Here is a 21,674-nt window from a genome sequence, read left to right on the forward strand (position 1 = left end):
TGCGTAATTTAATAATATACGCTTGGGCGTAATGTGTCAATACATTTCAGTAAAATAGCAAAACTGCTTGGAGGATCTTCTTGATGATGAAATTAACGGTAAAATTAAAGGACGTTTTGAAACAACGGAATATGACACAGCTAGAGCTATCCAAAAAAGCTAATGTTAGACAAGCGGCTATATCCGAGCTCTGTAGAAATGAAAGACAAGAAATCAATCTTGAACAGATGGAACGTATTGCCGAAGCATTGGGAATTTCTGATATAGGTGAATTATTGCAATTTGAGGAATTATAGTCGCTCCACCCCCATCACATAACCTCATTCCTCGTCGCCCTCAATCCTTTCCCCACTCTCAGCTCTACATACATAGTCAGCACAATCAAACAAATAATCCCTGCAACAACAAAGCTCGTCATCCATCCCCCTGTAAATCGACCGACTTCCATAAAAAGGCCCATAAACAGGCTCGGAATCAAAGGCTCCCCGTAAGCCTTCCACCAATTGAGCGTGAAATTTTCCAAATAAAAGAACCAGATCATACAGATGGCAGAGATCGCCCAGCCGCCCGTATAGATCCATACCGACAGGACAGGATGATTCGCGGCAATAGTGGGAACCAGCGTGATCACAAAAATACCGGCCACGATCATCACCCAGAAATTCGCTTTGGTTTTGCCAATCCCCGCTAAGATATTGCCGCCTAATCGGCCAACAGACGAGAAGAACACCCCGAGCGCCAGCAGCCGGATATATATGGCCGAGTCCTCGCTCGTGTAGCCCTCACCAAATAAATATCCATTAATCTGATCTGGATACAAACAAATCACAACCGTTAGAGGGTACAGGATCAGGTTGTTATATCGGATACACAAGATACCCCGCCTTTTGCTTTCCAGAGGGTCCTGATAGCTCGCCGCGACAAATGGAAAGGTCACAATCATGAATGCCCACGTCACAATCCCGATAAATCCCGTTATGCGAAAAGCGTTGCTGATATGTCCAACGGCAATGACCGAGCTGGAGCCAATAATCATCGTCACAAAAGGCTGTTGAAACGCCTTCGCAATATTGCCAGCCCACAGCGGAACACCATACTGCATCATCTTCCAGATTTCAGGAATAGACACACGGCCCAGCCATTTCGGATGATGTACTTTTTGTACCTTCCAACAAATGAATAGCGCAGCCAGTACCGATCCGACACTCATCCCAATGGATACTCCCCACAGGAAGCCATCCTCACCTACAGGCCATAATACACCTAATACCGTACCTGCTGTGGAAAGCGTCGTTGTGATCACCATAAATAACGCCTGCGTGCCGAAATTCCGATTACCGGAGAAGGAGGATACCCCCATATTAATGATCGAATTGAACACTAGCATGATTGAGCTTAGGAGGAGAGCACCTTGTAAAGAGGGCAGTGCATACGTCTGAGCGAGTAGCGGCGACAAGGCTGTAAGCAGGATACAGACGACCACTCCAAAAAATATGCTACCCAGCATGGCCAACCGAAACTTATTTTCGATCGCGTCCTTCGGGTTTGTTGAAAACGTATACACCAATGAAGAATTAAATCCCACATTGAGAAAAAGGTTCACCATCCCGAAAACCTGCAGCAATAAATTCACTTCTCCGAATTTGCCAGGATCATTCAGCACACGCGCCACAACGATACTCCCCACCGTCTGTAGCAATTGATTGATAAAAAGACCCAGCACGATAATGGAGACACTTCGTATAAGAAACCGCTGATTGTCATTTAAATGCATTTTAATATTAAGCATGTGACATCACCTTAGGCAAGCTGAATTATTTGAAAAAACACGTCAGTACAACAATTATTGTGATTATATGCGATATCGCCATGAACAACAAATACTATCTTGTTACACAACAAGTACTATCTTGTTACACAACAAGTACTATCTTGCGAATCAATAAAAAATACCCCCTGCATCGCTGTACATCACGATTTGCTGGAGGTATGGGTTGTTTATCTATTCGGTTTGTTACCTTTTTGGAACCACTCGGACCTGGGCTTGAGCTTCGGATTGGCCTTAGGGTTAGTCTTGGGCTTGGCCGGTTTGGACACTGCCGGTTTCGATGGTTGTGCCGCCTTGGAAGGAGGGGCTGTATTCAGCATCGGATACGGATGGTCCTTCACTTCGGGAATGGTCTTGCCGATTAATTTCTCGATATCCTTGAGATATGGAATTTCTTCATGCTCGCAAAAAGAAATAGCGATCCCGCTCAGTCCCGCTCTACCAGTACGGCCAATTCGATGAACGTAGGTTTCCGGAATATTAGGCAGGTTGAAATTGATTACATGCGAAAGCTCGTCGATATCTATGCCTCTTGCTGCAATATCTGTCGCTACCAACACTCGTGTGACGCCACTTTTGAAATTGCTGAGTGCATTTTGACGAGCATTTTGAGACTTGTCCCCGTGAATGGCCTGAGCGGTAATATGCACCTTGGCCAGTGCTTTCACAACCCGATCCGCACCATGCTTGGTCCGGGTAAATACGAGCGCTGAAGCAATCGATTTATCCTGCAAAAGGTAGCTCAACAATGACTGTTTGTTTTCCTTATCTACCCCATATACAGATTGCTGGATGCGGTCTGCCGTAGAAGAGACCGGCGTGATTTCGACTTTCACTGGATCCTTCAGCAGGTCTTTGACCATTTTGGATATTTCTGGAGGCATCGTTGCCGAGAAGAAAAGCGTTTGTCTTTTGGCTGGCATTTTGGAGATGATTTTCTTCACATCATGAATAAAACCCATATCCAGCATGCGGTCGGCTTCATCCAGTACTAAGATTTGGACATGCTGCAAATCGATATGCTTTTGATTGATGAGATCGAGGAGTCTGCCCGGAGTGGCGATCACGATATCCGCACCCAAATGCAGCGCCCGCTCCTGCGCTGTTTGCGAAACACCACCTACGATAGCCGTGCAGCGCAGCTGGGTGTATTGGCTGTAGGCAACAATGTTATCTGAAATTTGTAAAGCGAGCTCTCTGGTCGGTGTTAAAATCAGGGAGCGCACTCGGCGCTGCGTATGAGGTCTGCCCTGCTGTTCACTTAACAGCTGGATAATCGGCACCGCAAACGCGGCCGTCTTCCCGGTTCCGGTCTGGGCACAGCCCAGCAAATCTCTGCCAGCCAATACAGCTGGAATCGCCTGCTCCTGTATAGGTGTAGGCTTCGTATAGTTCTCCTTGGCTAAAGCTTTTAAAATCGTGGGTGTAATATTCAATTCATTAAATGTCATGTTGTCTCCTTAATTGTATACCATGTCTATTTGTATTCACGTCACTTTTAACATATCTAGTACTGTCTCCACAAACCGTCCCTTTATGTCATAACACGTAAGGATAACACAAATATACGCACAAAAGAAGCAAGATTTCTAAACAAAATAACCCGAAGCTGCCAACTATCGGCAGAATCGGGTGGTTTTCCTCGTATTTCTTTTAGCCTAACCAATGGAATACCTTGTTTTGTGCAGATTCATTCGGAAGCCTCGTGCCTAAGGGAACGAGAGCTTGCGGATTCCACGCAGCGGAGGCGGCTGTCAGTCCTGTGGAATTGTTATCACGGATGAATATAACAGTACCCTTGGGAATAAACGGATATAGCTCTTCGATATCGGCATTCGTCATACGGATGCAGCCCAATGACAGATTGCCTCCGATGGAAGCAGGATCGTTCGTTCCATGCAAGGCGATCGCGCCCAGTCCGAGGGCAGAGCTGCCGTACACGTTGGGATGCTTGCCTTGTGGCTCCTTCACCCTGTCCAATACGGAAAAACTGCCTACCGGTGTCGCATCATCTGCCCCCAGCCCTACCCTCTTCTCCATCAGCAGTGTTGAGCCAGCTAACAATTGCAGAGAATGGTCGCTTTTACCTACCACCACCTGGAAACGCTCAAAATTTGCCTGATGCGAATTCGGGTTCTCCACCGTATTAGGATAAAACATATCGCTATATTGCTTAGCCAACGGATCAAACACCCATCCGCCATCACCATCGTACTTCCCCACAATTTGGTTGGAGCCTGACTGTATTTCCTGGGGGATGAAGCTTAAATAGTTTTGCGGGTAATCGGCTACCAGCTTGTCCAGCTTGTCGGGTGGAGTGCCGTTATCGGAAATATATGCCTCCAGTGCAGTACGCACGAGATTCGCCCCCGCTTCCGTCAAACTCATCAGCTTCCCATATTCTGCATTTAGAAAACGAATTTTCACGGTTGGATCCTCAGATGAATTGTACTGCGCCACGACAAAAGCCCTCACCTTTTGGGCCTCATCCGTTAAAGGAACTACTTTCTTATCAGGATTTTGACCATTGCTCGCGATTCCGTACAGCCAAATATTTTGTCCAGGATTGGTTTTAGCCAATTCCAGAGCTTTGCTGTACAAATCATTTTCGATTTCTTTGCGAGGCTTGCTCTTTGTCAAATACATCATATACGGCATGTCCACGACTTCATAAGTAATCTCTTTACCTACTCCCCACAGCTGTAAAGCAGATACCGTTCTGGTTATCGAGTCTTTTCCCCAGAGGAGTCCCCAAAGAAACATGCTCAGCAGCAAAGTCATGAATAGTATGATTTTCCACAAACGTGGAAACGCAGAGCTGCTCTTGTAGGGGATAGGAAAATCAGAAACCGGAAGCGATTCAACTCCTTTTCCGTTACCTTCCAAACCACGTATGGCGCTGGCCGAAGCAAAATAAAAGGGTGACGGATAAGTCTTCCTGCATTCCTTGTAATGAAAAATCGCCTTATCCACGATGCCCTTTGCTTCAAATTTTTGACCTAGCTTATAATGCGCTTCAGGTGAACGGGGGTCCAAATAACGAATAACCTTTTCATAGTACATCGGGTCACTGCGGTTGATATACAAATTTTTATGAAGATGCACCATCTCCTCATCCAAGTGATTTTTAAAACGACCCTTGATGGGATTCAAATAAAAGCCTCCTTTCTTCAAAGCGGAATTTTGACAAAACGCTAGAAAAGAAGAAATGAGTAAGCAGGCAGATCACATTTATGATACATTTCGTATCGTTAAATACATGATTTTCTCTCTATCTACATCCCCTCCGTACGATTTTACCTGGAAATGGCTATCAATCTCACATGTAACACATAAATATCAGGTATATAAAAATATTACGATACATTTTGTAACGAGTCAACTTTTCTTATTTAACGTATCTGACATTACTGCGTAAACCCACAGATCACTTTCATGTAACTTACTGAATATGAGGATAGCTCTTAAATATGAAGTCAATCTTCGATATACTAAGAATAGAAATGACAACATAATCATAACGAGAAGGTGATAGTTTTGAACGTTCTACTATTAGGTGGAACCGGTGTGATTAGCAGACAAATTGTATCGCAGCTGCTGCTCGCTGGTCATGAAGTCGTTATATTTAATCGGGGCTCCCGAACGCTGCCATTTGCCGGTGACGTCGAATGGATAACCGGTGATAAATCAGATGCCCAACGCTTTGAGGCATCCATGAGCAAGCGTACGTTCGATGTCGTGATCGATATGATCAGCTTTAATGAAGCTGACGCCCGTTCAACGGTTAACACCTTTAACCATCGTGCCGGACAGCTTATCATGTGTTCCAGCATAGCTGCGTACAAACGGCCCTACAAGACCAATCCGATTAAAGAGGAGGCCGAGGAGCTTTTCGATAACCCGGAGTTTTCCTATGCATACGAAAAGGCAGAAATGGAGCGGTATTTGCAGCGTATCGCCGGAGAGACTCAGCTTCCGATCACAATTATCCGGCCATCATTGACTTACGGAATCGGGGGCAGTAATCTGGGTGTGCTGAGACAAAATTACAACATTGTTCAGCGAATTCGCGCTGGCAAACCGCTTGTGATGTTCGGAGATGGAACAACGCCGTGGGCTTTTACCTTTGCCCCAGATTTGGCCAAAGCCTTTGTTGGCGCTGTTGGAAATACACGGACCTACAACAAGGCTTATCATGCCACTCATGAGGATGTACACATCTGGAACGATTTGTATGTGGAATTCGGCAGCATTATCGGGATCGAGCCGCAAATCGTCCATATCCCCTCAGAGCTTTTGGCAAAAGCGAACCCTGGTTTGTTTGCCCATCTAGTCTTCGAGAAAAGCTATTCCGGGCTATTCGACAATTCTCTTATTAAATCAGATATTCCCGGCTTCGAAGCTACCATATCGTTAAACGAAGGTCTTTGCATGATGCTCGACTGGTATGAGAGCGAAGCCAGCACCGTAGATGCGGATAAGGACCTGCTGGAGGATCGATTGACGGATATCTATTTCGAGTGGAGCAGACAGATGGAGGCTTTTCAGGTTTAGTACAATAGCTTCCTGACTTGCCAAGATAACTAAAAATGACCATCGCATAGGATGGTCATTTTTCATGGGAGCATAGACAGTGGGACGCAAGTCGCTGCTTCACTTACGATTCGGACGATACCACTTCATAATGGCAGAACACTTCGATACGGGTAAACCATACAGTTCAAACTGAGCGCCTGCCAGTCGGGAAGCAACGGAGATGCCGATTGTCGCCAGCCCCCAACGCCGTTCCAAAGGTCCCCGTTCCATCCGGCATGATTGAATTCGGTTACGCGGTACCCTGACAGTGGTTAACGCAAGCCGACGCATGCGAAGCACAAGCATGTCGTTGGTCAGCATACTTCCTGCATCCTTAAAGCTCCTATAACCAATAAGAGCTGACCCCAAGCCAAGTACTAACCCAAGCCATCCCCAATTTGTAAACCATACCGTCACCCCAGTCACTATAGCAAAAATAACCGTCCACGGCAGGACATAACTTCTCCATGCCTTGTTGGGAAGCGCTTCGAAGGCTTGTGACGACTGCATAGTGAAGCTTGGTGCCATTTGCTGCAAAAACCTTTCAATTTCAGTGCGCCGCAGCAGCGGGAACAGCAAGGTCGTCTCCCCTTTATCATTACCGTTTCCAACGCTTTCTACATGAATAGCTGCAAACCCGAACGGCTGCCACAGAAGATCCTCCACGATACGAATCGCCTGAATTCGGGCAAGGGGCAGCGTGACCTGCCTTCGCTCCAAAAGTCCCCGCGAGATAACCAGTTCATCTCCCGAACGAATAATCGTAAAATTAGCAAACTTAATAATTGACAAACATACTCCCAATATCCAGGCAATCAACAAACCAGCCGCGACGATCAACGGGATAGCCGCAAATTCAAACAGATCAACAACCATTTGAAACACCTTCAAGTGAGGAAAAATCTCGTCCACTTTGGACATCAGGGCAAGAACTAACGCAATCGCGAGTCCCATACTGCCTGAGCTCATCCCGGCAATAAACAAGCTGCCCAGAGAGCTCTTGTACATAGGCTTCTGCGCATCCACTACTGGCTTCGTCGGCTCTAGATTCCCACCCTGGCCTGCCTCTGGACTGTTGGACTCAGCAATGCCTGCATCCTGAGCATCAGTCTTGTGTGCACGCAGCTGCTCCCTCAGATGATGAGCCTCCTTGCGCGTTACCGCGGAGAATACGACTTCAGGTTTATTGCCTCCAGCAGTCTGCACCTGAACCCGGGTAACCCGGAATATGCGATGCAGCAGCCCTTCCGTCAAATCAATCGTCTGAATACGTTCAATCGGAATGAACTGTCGCTTGGTCACCCAAATACCCTGTTCCACTTTGAGCTGCCCGTCGGATACCTCATAGCGGTAACGAAGCCAGGACAAGATGCCGAAACCGAGCATGCAGACTATTATCGCTGCGATCACGATGATTCTCCAGTACCCTGCTCCGCTAGTCCCTTCCCCACGAAAAAACCACGTCGTTAACAGGACGACCACTGGAATCAACGCTTCTTTTATAAGCCCCATCGAAGAGAGAAGTGCTGTTAGCGGGTGGAGCCTTTTACCGTTGTGAATAGACTCAGATGTCTTCATTGTTCACCCTCGCGAGTTCAGCAATTCGGTTACGTACAAGCGCAGCCGTATCGTCAGCAAGAGCAGGAATATGATGCTTGCCCGCAGCTGTGGAGAAGGTTACGCTTGTCAAACCGTATTTGCGTAGAATCGGCCCCTGATGTGTATCGACATGCTGGATTCGAATCATCGGAATCATCGTTCTTTTAACAAAAACAACGCCATGCAGCAGATCGATCTCCTCTTCCCTGATTTCATAACGCCACCGTTTCCATCTGAGCGGCGGGATGACGATAATATCCAGGTACATTTCCAGTATTATGGCAGCCCCTATGAGCACCGTAATCCAGCCGGGCCAATTATATTTAATGGCAATAATGATAATAACGGCTCCCACCGCCGCGATGCATAAGCTGGTAATAGCTGCACTCCACTGCCACGCTGTGACCGCGCGCCGGTCTATCGTTTCACCAGGTTGTATATCCATCGTAAACAGACCTCCTTCCTATTAACAACGGCTAACCAAGCTAGCCTATTCGGGTTACATGGAGCTTAACTCCATCCTATTTGCGCGCTCCACAACCTCTTCCAGAGGGATGTCGGGATTTTGAGCGATCAAGGAATATCTTAAACCCTCCTCATCCCATACGAGCGCATGGATTTCGGCAAGATACTTTCCTTTCGATTCACGAATGCTGATGCTGAGGGTTCCGGTATCGCCTTCCAAACTTGTATCTTTTGGCGTTTTGAACACACTTAACAGAAAAGAGGGCTCGTTATTTCGCGCATAGTAAGTGGTAATTTCCGTACGCTTCATCTCCCCCTGCAGCTCGTGCATTTCTACTTTTGTCAGGGTCACATTCTTGTCATGCAACACTCGAAACGGTTGACCAAGAGCACGCTCTCCCTCTTCAAGCGTTACTTCCCGGATCGGATTGATATCCTGAAGCGATTGTATAATGATATGCTTAGGAATTTCTACTCTAAAGGTTGCATCTGTATATTTCGGAGAAAAATCCACTTTCGTATACGTAGATTCTATAGTAAAATCACCACTGGACGCGATTGATTTCAAGATAAACCATGTTTTCTGGTCGACCCAAAATTCCATGTCGCCTAGCATCGTATTAGCTGAATCGGCAGACACCTTCATATGATATGTGTTCATGCCGAGTATGCTCTCTTCCCCGACAACCTCAGATTTATGCGTCGATTGCATGGCTCTCAACATATTCATCAATTGCTCCCGCTGCGTCATCGAAGTGATTCCCATATCATTGGTAATATTCATCGAAAATGCGCTATCTTTCGTCCGATCGTAGACAATGACTTGCTTGCCATCATTAACAGACGTGACAGTCTCTTGTCCGCTGCTTCTGATGTCCACCCGTTTCTTTTTGCTGTCTGCATCATACCACTCCTTATACACAGACGCCTCGGTATCCATACCTTTCTGCTTCACCAGCATCGTGCCTTCAGCGTAGTAGGAGTCGATTTTTTTCTGCGATTCCAAAACTTTGGAAACGATGTCTGCAGGCGTAGCTTCTGTAGGGTCCATACAACCCGATACGACAAAAAGCGACGCTATCCCGATTCCCAAACTGAGATATTTCCACTTCAAGCTTGATCCTCCCTCTTTCTCTGCAACCAACATACCACGAGGGTACCATACCCCGGCGCTGACCATAACTGAATCTTTCCATTGTGCTTATCCATGATGATTTTTGCGATACTGAGTCCCAATCCCGATTGACCTGTTTTCGTTTTCGTACGGGATGCATCCACCTGATAAAACGGCTCAAACACTTTTTCCTGACTAGCGATCGGAATCGCCTCGCCTTCATTCTGAACCAGCAGGATAACACCATCCGAACGCCACTCCGCTAACGCCTGTTGAAAAACAGGGAATACCCAATCCGGCAGCTTGAATGGTTCAGATACAGCTCCAAGCCAAATCGTATCGTTCGGCAGCGTATGGCGAATTGCATTGTTCATTAAATTATCGATGATTCTGACCATTTGCGAAACATTAACAGCATACATCCCTTGAACGAAGCTTTCCTTATGTAGATCAATACTGTTTTGTGTACACAACTCATCGTAGCCGGAGAGCAGCATATCAAATAATTCGTCTCCATCCACATCTACCCGCTCCATCTCATGATAAGACGATCGCAGCACGGTATACATCGTTAAATCGTCCAGCAGTTGTTTCATATAATCCATTTTTTCGAACAGCATGGAGAAGTATTCGATCCGTTCCTGCTCATGAAGCAGCTGCTTTCCTTGCATTAATTCGGTATAGGCACGGATCAAGGTCAAGGGAGTTTTCAGATCGTGTGATAACGAGGCGACGATGTATTCTTTTTCCTGCTGCTCCTTCTTAATCGCTTCCTGTGATTGCATGATTTGTGATCGCATATGCATAAAATGGGAGATCAATTCGCCAATCTCGTCATGAGTCTTGTGGATAATGGGCTGAAAGGGTCGATCATAGGCAAACGAAGTCATCTGTTCCATTAATAAACGGATCGGCCTCGCGAATTTCCGATGGATAAAATAAATAACCGACGCATACAGCACGATAAAAAAGAAAACAAAACATAACCCAATCCATAACGTCCTGTGCTGTACCCCTTGAAGCCACTGCTGCCGGGCCAGCTTGATTTCGTAAAAACCGAGCAGTTTCGATCCGTTAAAAACTGGTTTTTTGATTGAATATGTATAATAGCTTTTTTGCAACTCATACAAATGCGCATACAGGTTGTCTCTATTGACGCGAGGCAGGGAGGCAGCTAAGGAATCCGTTCCGGAAGTGAACAAGGTTACACCATCATACCGGTATAAACTAATTTTGACCGTATCACTCGCCAGCCCTTCTACGGCAACATACGACTCCTTCGACTGAATTTCGTAATATGAAGGGCTCTGCAGCCTGGATTCAATCCCGCTGATTGTATTGGAAAACTCGATATACTCCAGAATATCCTGTCTTTGGTCATACTGACTTAACCATACATAGAAGGCGTACACGGCTGCAACAGGCAGCAGCATGACAATCAAGAACACAAGCATTAACCAATATTTAAGCTTCATCGCAGCGCTGCTCCCCTATAAACCGATAGCCGCTTCCCCACATGGTTTGAATAAACACAGACTCCCTCGTTGTATCCTTCAGCTTGGTCCGCAAGCTTTTGATATGAACTGTTACAGTATTGTTGCCATCCACATCCGTCTGCTGCCAGATTTGCTCGTAAAGCTCCTTTTTTGAAAACGTCCGATGCGGATGCCTCGCTAATAGCAGGATGAGCGCCAGTTCCTTGGCCGTCAGCAGAACCTCTTCCCCACTCAGAAATATCCTTTGCGTCATCAAATCGATTGTCAAGCCGTACTGATAATCGATCCGAGTACCACTATCTGCCAGCTCATTGCGAAATCGGCGATAGCGGCGCAGATGGGAGTGAATTCGAGCCGAAACCTCTACGAGACTGAACGGCTTGGTAATATAATCGTCCGCACCCAGCTGCAGGCCGCTAACTTTATGATGATCTTCTTGATGGGCACTTACGATGATCATAGGAACATCACTGGCTAAACGAATGTTGCGGCATAAGGTGAACCCATCCATCTCGGGCAGCATCAGATCGACGAGCACAAGATGATACGTATCCCGGTTGAAATCCTCCCAACCCTCGAGTCCCGTAGAAGACCAGGTGACCCTGCACCCTTCTGTTGTCAAGTAATCACGGATTACGCGGGCAATTTCCGGCTCATCCTCTACGAGTAAAATATTGATTGTTTCCTTCAACAGCCCTCTCTCCGTTCTCCTTCGCTATCCTATCCTGTCCGCCGCTAGGTATCCTGGAACACGCTTATTGCTTACTGTCCTTGCCGCTTTCCTGCTCGAGCTTCGCCTTCGTCATCTCCTGCTGTCCTTTGTCTTCGATTTCTTTTAAAGCATCCTCTATCGTTTTTTTCTGATCCAGCACCGATTTAAACTCTTGATTAACGATAGTATCAAAGGCTGTATAAAAGCTAAAAGGAATTACTGTCAAAGTATTAAAATCGTTATAGCTTTTGTCACCGGGCCGCAGCTTATAGAAGGCCTCCAGGCTGCGGCCGTCCTTATCCTTCACGTAAGCAGTCCGGGTCAAAAGTTCAAACGTCGATTTCGATATAATTTTGGCGTATTCGTCACCGTTGAGATATTTGACCAGTTCCCACGCGGCAGCAGGGTCCGTGGTTTTGGAATTAATCGCCATAATCTGACTCAAAGCAAAGCTTGTGGCCGTGTCCGGGTTGCTTCGGTCTATAGGCTCCGTGACCAATGCCCAATTAACGGGCTTCAGATCCTTGACAGTTTTTTGTGCCTCGGACATCATAGCAATCATGTTGAAGTTATCTACGGTCATAGCAGCCTTACCGGTTATAAAATGATTTTGGGTGAAGATGGAGTCCACTGCATTCATATTAGCTGCCGGATTGGAGGGCTCGGCGATAGCGCCGGCTCTATACGCATCCACAGCTAATTGAACAATTTTTTTCCAGGGCTCACTGTTGATCTTGACCGTCATAGATTCCGAATCAACCATGCTCAGGCCTTGCGTGTGACCCATATTATTCAACAGCTCATAGTACCCGCTTTGAAAGCTGCCCTGATGAAATCCATATATGCGATTGGGCCCCTCCCCATTCGTCGGGAATCGCTTGGCCAGTTGAAGCACCTCATCCCAACTCATCCTGTCTGTAGGATAGGGCACACCATTTTGATCAAAAATATCTTTGTTATAATAAAGCGCCTTGGCGCTAAAACCCGATGCCAAACCGTACAGCATGCCATTTCCTTTTGTCTTCAACAATTGTGTGCTGGCTGGAAGCATGCTATCCAAATCGAATTTATCTTTTTTAATAATCGTTTCCAATTCAAGTAGCTTCCCATCTCCCGAAAGCTTTTCATACTGCTCCTGACTCAAGAACATGACATCCGGTGAGGTTTCCTCCAGCAGCTTGACTAACTCTTTATTCTTATCCTTGCCTGGCAGCATCAATGAGGTCATAGGTATAACCTCTACCTCGATATTGGGGTATTTGGCGTTAAAGGTATTGCGATACAGCATGGCAAAGGCCTGCTCATTATAAAACAATACTTTGATTTTTGCCTTCGCATCCTTGCCCAGCGCTTTGAATCTGGTTGTATTTCCCTTATCTTTGCTGCTAACGGATAATTCGCACCCTACTGTACCCACAAGCATAACCGCAATCAGCAACAAGCCAACTAACCATCTTTTCACATTTGTTACTCCTCACTATCTGATCTGGTGGAGTTTGCACCACTGTATGAAAAGTATAGCTTTGCTTATTTGGCTTTTTTCAGATTTAAGAAATACTTTATACTTGTGCGTTGGCGGAGGACAGGGGGATAGGGCTCAAGCCGTTATTAAAATCGTGTTCCATGGATGAGACAGGTTATTCAGCATGATCCCCTTTATTTACTATTTCATCTATGACTTCGTTACTCTCATTCACCACAGACCTGGACTTCATTCTTCTTTTCACAATTCTGTACACTCCGTAGCCCAATAGAAGAGTTATTATAATCGGTGCAAATTCAGGCATTGCCAGTGTCACATATATAATTTCTGAGTAAGATAGAAACTCCACAATTCCAAAAACAAATATGCCCAATATGATCGTCTGAAATTTCTCATATAACAAATAGGCTTTAACCCCTAATTTTTTTAGGTGATTCATCCCCAAGTTTCCTTTAATATTTTATAATTTTTTAATATCTTTTGCTGAAGCTTGAGCAGGATAGGATTGATCAATACCGCCATCAATAGAAATACTTACTTTGTCACCAATATGGATGGAATCATTATCCGTATGTACCGTAATCCAAATCGCATCCGGCTGAGCTTCCTTTAATAGCTGCGATACGGTTTTATTTTTGATTTCAGCGCTATTTGTATTTCGCACTACTAAATATTTATGATATTCTTTGGCAATTACGTAGCCTCCCCTATAGTCCCAAACCTTAGGATCCCTGTCATTTGGACTATTCGTTGAGCAGCCTGTGATACAAAGGAATATAGTCGCTACAAGCATCACATATTTCATCGGTACACCTCTATCTTGTTTGCTAATGGTCTCATCTACTTAACGACAACAAGCACAATATGGTTGCAAAATAGTAAAATTATACCACGTTCATCTTAACATAGCTTGATTCCAAATTCTTATCATAAAAAAGGGTCACCCCACAAAGCCGCTTCTTCAACGGCATGCAGGATCACCATAATGAATAACCTATGTTGAATCCCATAGCTCTGTTTCAGTCGGCTGTCAGCGCACTCAGCACCTTGGCAATGCTCTCCGAGATGATATAGTTGGCTAGTCCATCCATGGGCGTGGCACTCTTATTAATTAATAGGAAGTGGTTTCCTTCATATAACCGAATTAATCCCGCTGCTGGCTGAACCGTGAGAGAAGTACCTGAGACGATCAATACATCTGCTTGTTGTATATAATTTGCCGCGCGTTCCAGCAGTTCCATGTCCAAGCTCTCTTGATATAAAACGACATCCGGCTTAACCAGTTCACCACACCGCTCACATAAAGGCACAGGTCCACGTGATTCAATGATCGACGCCAATGGATATAACGCACCGCAACCCATGCAGCGATTCCTGTGAACAGATCCATGCAGCTCAAGCACATTCGTACTTCCGGCAAGCTGATGAAGACCATCGATATTCTGTGTAATGATAGCCTTAAGCTGCCCTCTCTGCTCAAGCTTCACCAATGCTGCGTGAGCCGGGTTAGGCCTTGCATCTGGATAAAGCATTTTGGATTTATAAAAATGATAAAACATCTCCGTCCGCTCCAAGAAAAAATCACGGCTTAACATTTCTTCCGGCGTATACCTCTCGTCTGTTCCTTCATTATATAATCCATCAGCAGAACGGAAATCGGGAATTCCACTCTCGGTTGAGGTACCAGCACCTCCGAAAAAAACGATGTTGCTGCTCTCACCCACGATTTTCTTGATTTCATTAAAGTTCATGCCTAAGACCTCTTTCCTCTGCTACGGGTACTGGTGTTTTTTGCTTCTTTCATATTTTCGTCAGCTCTGAATTTAACTATCCGACTTACTAATTCGTAAGGCATGGGCTTGTCTAAAGGAAATTGTATCGACCCTTTTGCCCATTTGTATGGTGATAATTCATGCTTGAACGCAGCAACCCCACTTGGAGCTGGATAAAATCCTATATGATTTTTGTAAGCAGCAAAATGCACCAAATTTCCATGCAGATCAAATGTAGGCATTTGATAACTTATCTTTTCCGTAGCTTCTGGCGCCGACTCTTGTATAACCTTTCTTAGCGTATTAAGAATTTCCTGAACCTCAGGAGGAAATTGTGATATGTATGCATCAATTGAATCTGAAGTATTATGGGTTCCTTCCATAATTTCTCCTTTCATAAGCCCTTATAGGTAGTCGTCTTCATATCTCATTATTTACTTTCGACCATCCGAGATATCCTCCTGCTTCTGGATCAATATTTAAGCTCTCCATAAAAGTAAAAGCATCCCTCGCGCCTTTACTCAGGCACAATCTGGTGCTGTCTCAATAGTAATAGGAGCCGGCATATTTCGGCACGGCATTCTCAAGCTCGTCCGACACAGCAGACAGTTTGCCTACTTGTGCTGGATAGTATCGATCGAAAAAGGCTTTTGCCAAACCTGCCGCTGCTGTTCCATCTTCGCCCCGCTATAGGAAACAAAAATACCGATTTGTTTATCAGGTACATTATGAACGGAGAGTGAACCGCGCTGGTATTCACAAAATACCCTATTCAAAATAAAAAAAGACGGTGATGTAAAAATGTTTTTACAACTTCACCATCTAATAGTCATTTATTTGAAGGTATGATCGCGGCATAATTCAATATGAAACGTCCAAGGGATAACATCTCTCTGCGGTGCTTCATGCTAAACCTCAAACCCTTGCTGTTGTAGTATACTGAGAAATTGAATACTTATATCAGCACCATATGCAGTATTTTTATGTATTTATTTTTCCAATCAATATGGTTTTACTTATAAAATCTTATCACTTTCTAGATCGCCAAGGAATTATCGTTAACATCTATTTTCTATTAAGAGTTTAATTACCCACTCCAATGCCGTCTTACAAATTCCTCTGCTTTGGGTTCCTGCCACTCAGCAATAGCTTGGCTCAGTTCCGTCCAAGAAGCCTTTACATATCGTGTAAGCAAAGTTTTATTGGAATGATCTAAAGAAGTATCTAATGTTATCCCAAACACTGATTTAACAATATCTATTAAACCAATAGGCATCTGATCAATTGATTTGGGATTTATGTATTCATAAGCCGAAAATGATTTCGAAGAACCTTTTTCATAATCGTGCGGCATTTCCGCTTCAAAAGTATGTTGGAACACAAACCGTTTGTTATTTCTGATATTTGCCAAATATTCTAGTTTGTAATTGATGGTTAAAACAGATTTCAAAGCAGCAGGGGTTCTCCTGTCCCCTTTCGCATTGATTTCAGTAATATCAAGGTCATGTATAACTGTATATTTAACACCAAAATTATTAAGCACATTCATTACAACATACATTGTAGGTTTTCCAGAGCAGTTCACAACTGTCGTTCTATTAAACGTGTCTAAATCTAAATTCCCCTCTTGAACCAGCTTTTCGCCAATCAGTCGTAAGGCTACTACTTCCGTATCTCCCTCAACTAAAATAACTTGATCTGCAAAAAACGCTTCATTTACATGTGGGTTAAATTTCAAAAGTGCTTGAAATCTCGATTTTTCATCATCCGGCAAACCATAAATGTCGGAATCGACTTGATGTATACAAACTTTCTTTTCTTCATTTAGAGATGCTTTAGCTAAGGTTCTATTCGGTTTAGATAGATCAATAAAATTTGGAGAATGTGATGTAGCAATAACTTGGAAATAATTATCGTCTGCCAATGAATAGAGAGTGTCTTTAAAAATCCTTGCAATCTGAGGGTGCAAATATAATTCAGGTTCTTCAATTGCAATAATCAACTGTCTTCTTGACAATGCCTGTTCTTTAGCTTCAATCGAATATTTGCTTTTGTATTTACGATACCCTTTTAGAATTGATACTATAAATGTTCGCTGTACTCCATTCCCCTGAAAGTCTAGCTCAGTTTCAATTCCGTTATAATTAAACAAAGGGTTAACCGAAGTGCTGACAAACTCAGCTAGTGGTTGAACATTTACTTTGAAATTTATCTTAGTTGATGTAATATCTGTTAAAAAGCTTTGAATCTCTGATTCAAAATACTTTATTTTTTCATCATCATGTTGGTTAATTTTATCCTGTAATACCCTTGTTTTTGTTTCTGCTTCGGTATATTCATCTAATGAATGAATAACTTCTCTGTAGAGTGCAGTTAAAGTTTTAATATTATCGGAGGTATTTTTAATTTCATCACTAGCGTTTTTTACAGCTGGAATATAAATTACTTCAGGAAAAATATTAACAAAATGTGATGCATTGTTCCCACCGCCCATCTTCCCTTCCCATCCCTCTTCCTCTAGATCATGGGTAGGCTCTCCTGATGTTTTTGATATTCTTTTAACATCCTCTCCATAGTTATATACCGCTCTAACAATAAAACATTTTGTTTCTTCATGCATGGAAGCTCTTAATCCATGTAGCGTAGCTTCTTCATCCGAAACATCAATAAATGTTGCATGAAAAGATATGGGCTTGCTAGCATCATGATTATTGTAATATTTAAGATCAAGCTTTTTATCTGCTGAACCAAATTGCTTTAATGCTTGCAATACAGTGCTTTTACAACAATTGTTAGGACCTATAATTATGGAAATATTTTCAATATTCAGCGTTAACTCCTTGATTCCTTTGTAATTTCTTATTGTGAACTTAGATAATTTCATTTACTCACTCCTCCTATATCTTGTTATAGAATTATTATTCGACATAAATTACTAAATACCTCCATATTATACTTATATAAACAATTGTATCATAAGATTAATTAACTAAATTATTCTGAAAGGTAACACTTTGAAAGAAAACTATCATTTTTTATTGCTGTATGGTAAGGAATAAGCTTTCAACAAATTCATTGGATAGCATCTCACGTAAGCTTAGTAAACGAAAAAACTTGCAAGTGTATCCAATTTATCAACTTTGTCTAATCTATTAATTCTTCATTAAAAATAAACTCTTAAAATATAGAAACAAACAGTTACAACAGAAATCGTATGTGGGAACATAGGTTACTTCGTTTCTATCAGTCACGGCGGGATAGGATCTTTTCTCTCTTATTACCGGTAGCAATCAAACTAAGAAAAACGAGTGCTGATGGGACCAATATCCATATTCAAATGGTTATCGACCTCTTCCACACCTGCTATCAGACATTGCTCGAAACCATTTAAAAACGAGACTATGTTGATTATGACATACAAGCGCAGGCCGATCCCCTTAAGCGAGCAACTAAAGCAAACAAAACGAAAGCCCATGAGCGCCTTATAGGCATCATGGGCTTTAACGTTTTAACGCTTCTATTGCTTATTAATGGTTCGGTGCTACATACACACTACCATCAGACAACAGCTTCACCGTGCCGGAAGCCGACTCAATTTCCTGTATTGCCCAATGGTCCTGTGGTACGTCTGGCCAACTTGAAGATTTCACGTTCGCCAACGGCCGTTCAAACAATCTGTTCAATACCTTGACCGCTTCTGCGCGATTCAGCTTATTATCTGGTTGGAAGGTGCCATCCTCATAACCCTGCAAAATACCTGCCTGTGATGCCTGCTTGATCACTTCGGAAGCCCAGTGATTGCGAGTATCGCTGTAGTCGGCAGTCGGTGTATTGCTATTCGCAGTTGCCGGAAGCAATCTGGCAGCGATGCTGGCCACCTCTGCGCGGGTAATGGCGTCTTCAGGGCGGAACAGTCCGTTGTTATCGCCAAGCATCAGTCCCGAGCGCTGCATATCAGCAATTGCTTTGGCAGCCCAATGTCCTTCAGCTACGTCAGGAAAGCCCGCCGCTGGTGTTGATGCCGTTGTGCTTGTCGTGCTGCGTGCCCCGATGCGCTGCAAAATCGTTGCCAATTCTGCACGGGTGATCGCTTGCGATGGACGGAAGGTGCCGTCCGGATAGCCAGACAAATAAGGTTGCAACACCTTCAGCGCATCTGTTCCATTCTTTTGAATGGTTGTGAATGTGCTGAATTTATTGATTTCAATTGCAATACCAGCCAGTTTGCCTTCGGCATCATAACGGATTTCTCCTTGCGAAAGCGCCTTGTCGCCATCGCTGTGCTCAATATAAACAGCCAGCTCCGATAAAATTTGCTTGGCAGCAGCCTCATTTTCAGGCAGTGTCAAGTTATTGAGTGGGAACAAGAGCTCTGTCTTGTATCCAGAGAAATTAGTTTCAATTTTGATCGGTTGGCCGATCACGATGACCGGTTGACCTCCTGCCGCTTTTTGTACCAGCTCTGCTGCCTGAACGCGTGATGTAACCTCGCTGCGTTCGGCATCAGCACGAATTGGAACAACTCTGAAGTAAGCATCCTTACCATCTTTACCCATCTGCTGCAGTGAAGCTTCCGCTATAGTAAACTGCACATCTGGAAGTACGATTTGCAACGATATGCCCCCATCTGCAAGTACGGTCAAGAAATCAGTGCTCAAGCTTACAAACCGCTCATCTGCAGGTGCATCAGGCACGTCAGTCACATAAATACGAGCGATGTTATCCTTGTTCTGAACCGCCCTTTCCAATATGGCGCGCGCTGCTTGCGCGTCCAGCTTCACCGAATCGACCGTTTTTCCGCCTTCTGCGGTTCGAACGATTGAGGTTTGATACGTCCATCCTCCGGAGCTTCCAGAAATCGTCGTTTGTCGCTCGTTCTGGTCCGGCTTACTAGAAGAATTGCGTACACGCTTCATATCAATGGAGTAAGTCTGCGACACGGTACGATCAGCCGACTCGACACTTACAATGATGGTATTATCTCCAATACTGAGATCAGGAGTGAAGATCCCCCCACCTTTCAGTGATACGCCTTTTATCGTCACTGCTGCCTGCGGATCATTGGCCATTGCCGTTATGTTGGCTTTACCACTAGTGGTCGTAAAACTGCTACCGTAGTTAAGCTTATAAGGATTGAAGGCACTATCCAAGGTTGTATTCACCTGCAAGCTCGACAGCAAAGGTGGCTGTACAGGCAGTGTCTTCTGACGCAGAATGGAAACATTATACGTGAGCTTGGTTCCGTCCTGTGCGCTTACCTCGATCGCTAATGGTTGTGCATCCTTGGTAATCGGAATCGATAGGGCTGTTCCGTTCGTTACGGCTTGACCCTCGATGCGAATTGTTGCATCAGACTGTTCTACAGCAGGCTGAAGTGTAATCGTCCCTGTCGTATTAGGTACAAGCACCTGATAATTCAAGGTAGCCGGATGGAAATCAGACACCAGCTTGGCGCCTTCCGTAGCCAGTCCCAGCTGCTTCAGCTGTGCGTTACTGCTCGGTTCCCGCCAAACGGCAACCTTATAGCTGCGCGATTCCGACTTATCCGGTGAAGTAACAGCCACAGGAATTTGATTCTCTCCTACTTGCAGCTGAATCGTTTGGGAAGCTTGCCCGCTTGGAACCGCTTGTCCCTTAACTTTAATGTCTGATCCCGCCTTCAGAGCGCCAGGTGTCAAGGTAACTTGATCCACCATATTATTCACATAAACGGCATAGCTTTCTTCCGCTCCTGTGAAAGCCTGCGCAGCGAGCTCATCACCCGTTTGCGAAGCAGTGGCGTTATTCAGCTTCAACGTACGTAGTACCGCTACGCTGGAGCCTGTTCCGTTAATTTGCAGCGTATATTGCTTATCTGCTGCATTGTCAGGATGTACCAGTATTTGCACGGTACGTCCAGCAGCAGGCACATCTACATCCACATAGCCGTTTTCCGAAAGCGTCTGCCCGTCTACTTTCACCACGGAGGATGCAGTCATTGGAACTGCATAGACACGAACCTTATCCGCGTTAGCTAACGCTTGATACGAATTTGTACCAAATTTATAAGGTGTGCTCATCTTAGCACTTCCAGTCGTTAGAGCAGCAAGATCACCAGGGTAAGTTGGTATCGTTCCTACCAAATCACGCAGTACCTCAAAGCCATATTCCGTCTTATTACCGATCTCATCGGATTCCGTAATCTTGATCTGGTTCCGATCTGCCTGCGTCACCCAATCGAGCGGCGCATAATATACGAAACGTCCTTCGTCATTAAGAGGAACACTTATTCCATTAATGACAAGCTTAGCTCCGGCATCCGTCTGACCGGTAATATAAATCTTTGCTGTCATTATGGAGAGAGTATATGGAGTTGTTAGCATGTGGACATTTATTAGTATCATGTGGTTTCTGGGATCACTTGTTTGTTTACTCGGGGAGATAATAGCATTTTTTCAAAAGAAAGGGTTACACACTAAATACTTTATAATATCAGGAGCTTTATTTGTATTTTTTATAGTGGCTCACTAGCGTTGCATTAATTTTCTCTGAATGTTCATAATCTTCTGTCTATAGAAAGTTCAGACACAAAAAAATCCTTTACAATGAAATGGCAGGTAGTACCTGTCCATAATCCATTGAAAGGATTAG

18 protein-coding genes are annotated in these 21,674 nt (G+C 44.4%); 2 read left to right on the forward strand and 16 right to left on the reverse strand.

Going from position 1 to position 21,674, the window contains the following annotated elements:
* The first annotated feature begins 83 nt into the window (after window positions 1–83).
* Window positions 84–296 carry a helix-turn-helix domain-containing protein gene (locus LRL21_RS39295; protein WP_240421254.1) on the forward strand — a complete coding sequence of 71 codons (213 nt, stop codon included), beginning with the start codon at window positions 84–86 and terminating at the stop codon, window positions 294–296.
* A 14-nt stretch (window positions 297–310) separates the two neighbouring features.
* Here the strand turns inward: LRL21_RS39295 and LRL21_RS39300 are convergent, their stop codons facing one another.
* The 3 genes from LRL21_RS39300 to LRL21_RS39310 all read right to left on the reverse strand — a co-directional run bounded on the left by LRL21_RS39300 (window position 311) and on the right by LRL21_RS39310 (window position 4,981).
* On the reverse strand, window positions 311–1,789 hold the full coding sequence (locus tag LRL21_RS39300) for an oligosaccharide flippase family protein (RefSeq protein ID WP_240421255.1): 1,479 nt from the start codon (window positions 1,787–1,789) through the stop codon (window positions 311–313).
* Between the two features lie 209 nt (window positions 1,790–1,998).
* On the reverse strand, window positions 1,999–3,279 hold the full coding sequence (locus LRL21_RS39305; protein WP_240421256.1) for a DEAD/DEAH box helicase: 1,281 nt from the start codon (window positions 3,277–3,279) through the stop codon (window positions 1,999–2,001).
* A gap of 202 nt (window positions 3,280–3,481) precedes the next feature.
* Window positions 3,482–4,981: a L,D-transpeptidase gene (locus LRL21_RS39310; protein ID WP_240421257.1), complete on the reverse strand. Its 1,500-nt coding sequence runs from the start codon at window positions 4,979–4,981 to the stop codon at window positions 3,482–3,484.
* Window positions 4,982–5,356: 375 nt separating this feature from the next.
* Here LRL21_RS39310 and LRL21_RS39315 point away from each other — a divergent pair, with 375 nt between their 5' ends.
* Entirely contained in the window at window positions 5,357–6,382 is a 1,026-nt protein-coding gene (locus tag LRL21_RS39315; RefSeq protein WP_338044739.1) for an NAD-dependent epimerase/dehydratase family protein, read from the forward strand.
* Window positions 6,383–6,481: 99 nt separating this feature from the next.
* On the opposite strand, the gene LRL21_RS39320 is transcribed toward LRL21_RS39315, so the two are convergent.
* From LRL21_RS39320 to LRL21_RS39380, 13 genes are all read right to left on the reverse strand, one after another.
* Entirely contained in the window at window positions 6,482–7,981 is a 1,500-nt protein-coding gene (locus LRL21_RS39320; protein ID WP_240421259.1) for a PH domain-containing protein, read from the reverse strand.
* The gene (locus tag LRL21_RS39325; RefSeq protein ID WP_240421260.1) at window positions 7,968–8,447 is read right to left on the reverse strand and encodes a PH domain-containing protein; all 480 of its coding nucleotides are present in this window, start codon (window positions 8,445–8,447) and stop codon (window positions 7,968–7,970) included. The genes LRL21_RS39320 and LRL21_RS39325 overlap by 14 nt, the downstream gene beginning before the upstream one ends.
* Window positions 8,448–8,501: 54 nt before the next feature.
* Entirely contained in the window at window positions 8,502–9,581 is a 1,080-nt protein-coding gene (locus LRL21_RS39330) for a LolA family protein (RefSeq protein WP_240421261.1), read from the reverse strand.
* Window positions 9,578–11,056: a HAMP domain-containing sensor histidine kinase gene (locus LRL21_RS39335; protein WP_240421262.1), complete on the reverse strand. Its 1,479-nt coding sequence runs from the start codon at window positions 11,054–11,056 to the stop codon at window positions 9,578–9,580. Before LRL21_RS39335 ends, LRL21_RS39330 begins: the two co-directional genes overlap by 4 nt.
* Complete coding sequence (locus LRL21_RS39340) at window positions 11,046–11,768, reverse strand: response regulator transcription factor (protein WP_240421263.1); 723 nt, start codon at window positions 11,766–11,768, stop codon at window positions 11,046–11,048. The genes LRL21_RS39335 and LRL21_RS39340 overlap by 11 nt, the downstream gene beginning before the upstream one ends.
* 64 nt (window positions 11,769–11,832) lie before the next feature.
* Window positions 11,833–13,251 (reverse strand): ABC transporter substrate-binding protein, encoded by a 1,419-nt coding sequence (locus LRL21_RS39345; protein ID WP_240421264.1) that lies wholly within the window; start codon window positions 13,249–13,251, stop codon window positions 11,833–11,835.
* 175 nt (window positions 13,252–13,426) lie between these two features.
* Window positions 13,427–13,711 carry a hypothetical protein gene (locus LRL21_RS39350; RefSeq protein ID WP_240421265.1) on the reverse strand — a complete coding sequence of 95 codons (285 nt, stop codon included), beginning with the start codon at window positions 13,709–13,711 and terminating at the stop codon, window positions 13,427–13,429.
* Window positions 13,712–13,732: 21 nt separating this feature from the next.
* Window positions 13,733–14,077, reverse strand: coding sequence for a DUF3221 domain-containing protein (locus tag LRL21_RS39355; RefSeq protein WP_240421266.1), 345 nt, complete (start codon window positions 14,075–14,077; stop codon window positions 13,733–13,735).
* A gap of 214 nt (window positions 14,078–14,291) precedes the next feature.
* A complete protein-coding gene (locus LRL21_RS39360) occupies window positions 14,292–15,023 on the reverse strand; it encodes an NAD-dependent protein deacylase (protein ID WP_240421267.1) in 732 nt (243 codons plus the stop codon).
* A 2-nt stretch (window positions 15,024–15,025) separates the two neighbouring features.
* Window positions 15,026–15,427 (reverse strand): iron chaperone, encoded by a 402-nt coding sequence (locus tag LRL21_RS39365; protein WP_240421274.1) that lies wholly within the window; start codon window positions 15,425–15,427, stop codon window positions 15,026–15,028.
* A 231-nt stretch (window positions 15,428–15,658) separates the two neighbouring features.
* Window positions 15,659–15,820, reverse strand: coding sequence for a hypothetical protein (locus tag LRL21_RS39370; protein WP_240421268.1), 162 nt, complete (start codon window positions 15,818–15,820; stop codon window positions 15,659–15,661).
* Between the two features lie 311 nt (window positions 15,821–16,131).
* Window positions 16,132–17,928 carry an ATP-dependent nuclease gene (locus LRL21_RS39375; protein WP_240421269.1) on the reverse strand — a complete coding sequence of 599 codons (1,797 nt, stop codon included), beginning with the start codon at window positions 17,926–17,928 and terminating at the stop codon, window positions 16,132–16,134.
* Window positions 17,929–18,571: 643 nt separating this feature from the next.
* A complete protein-coding gene (locus LRL21_RS39380; protein WP_240421270.1) occupies window positions 18,572–21,376 on the reverse strand; it encodes a cadherin-like beta sandwich domain-containing protein in 2,805 nt (934 codons plus the stop codon).
* Between the last annotated feature and the right edge of the window lie 298 nt (window positions 21,377–21,674).

The sequence above is a fragment of the Paenibacillus periandrae genome, from assembly GCF_022458865.1.
GTDB lineage: Bacteria > Bacillota > Bacilli > Paenibacillales > NBRC-103111 > Paenibacillus_S > Paenibacillus_S periandrae.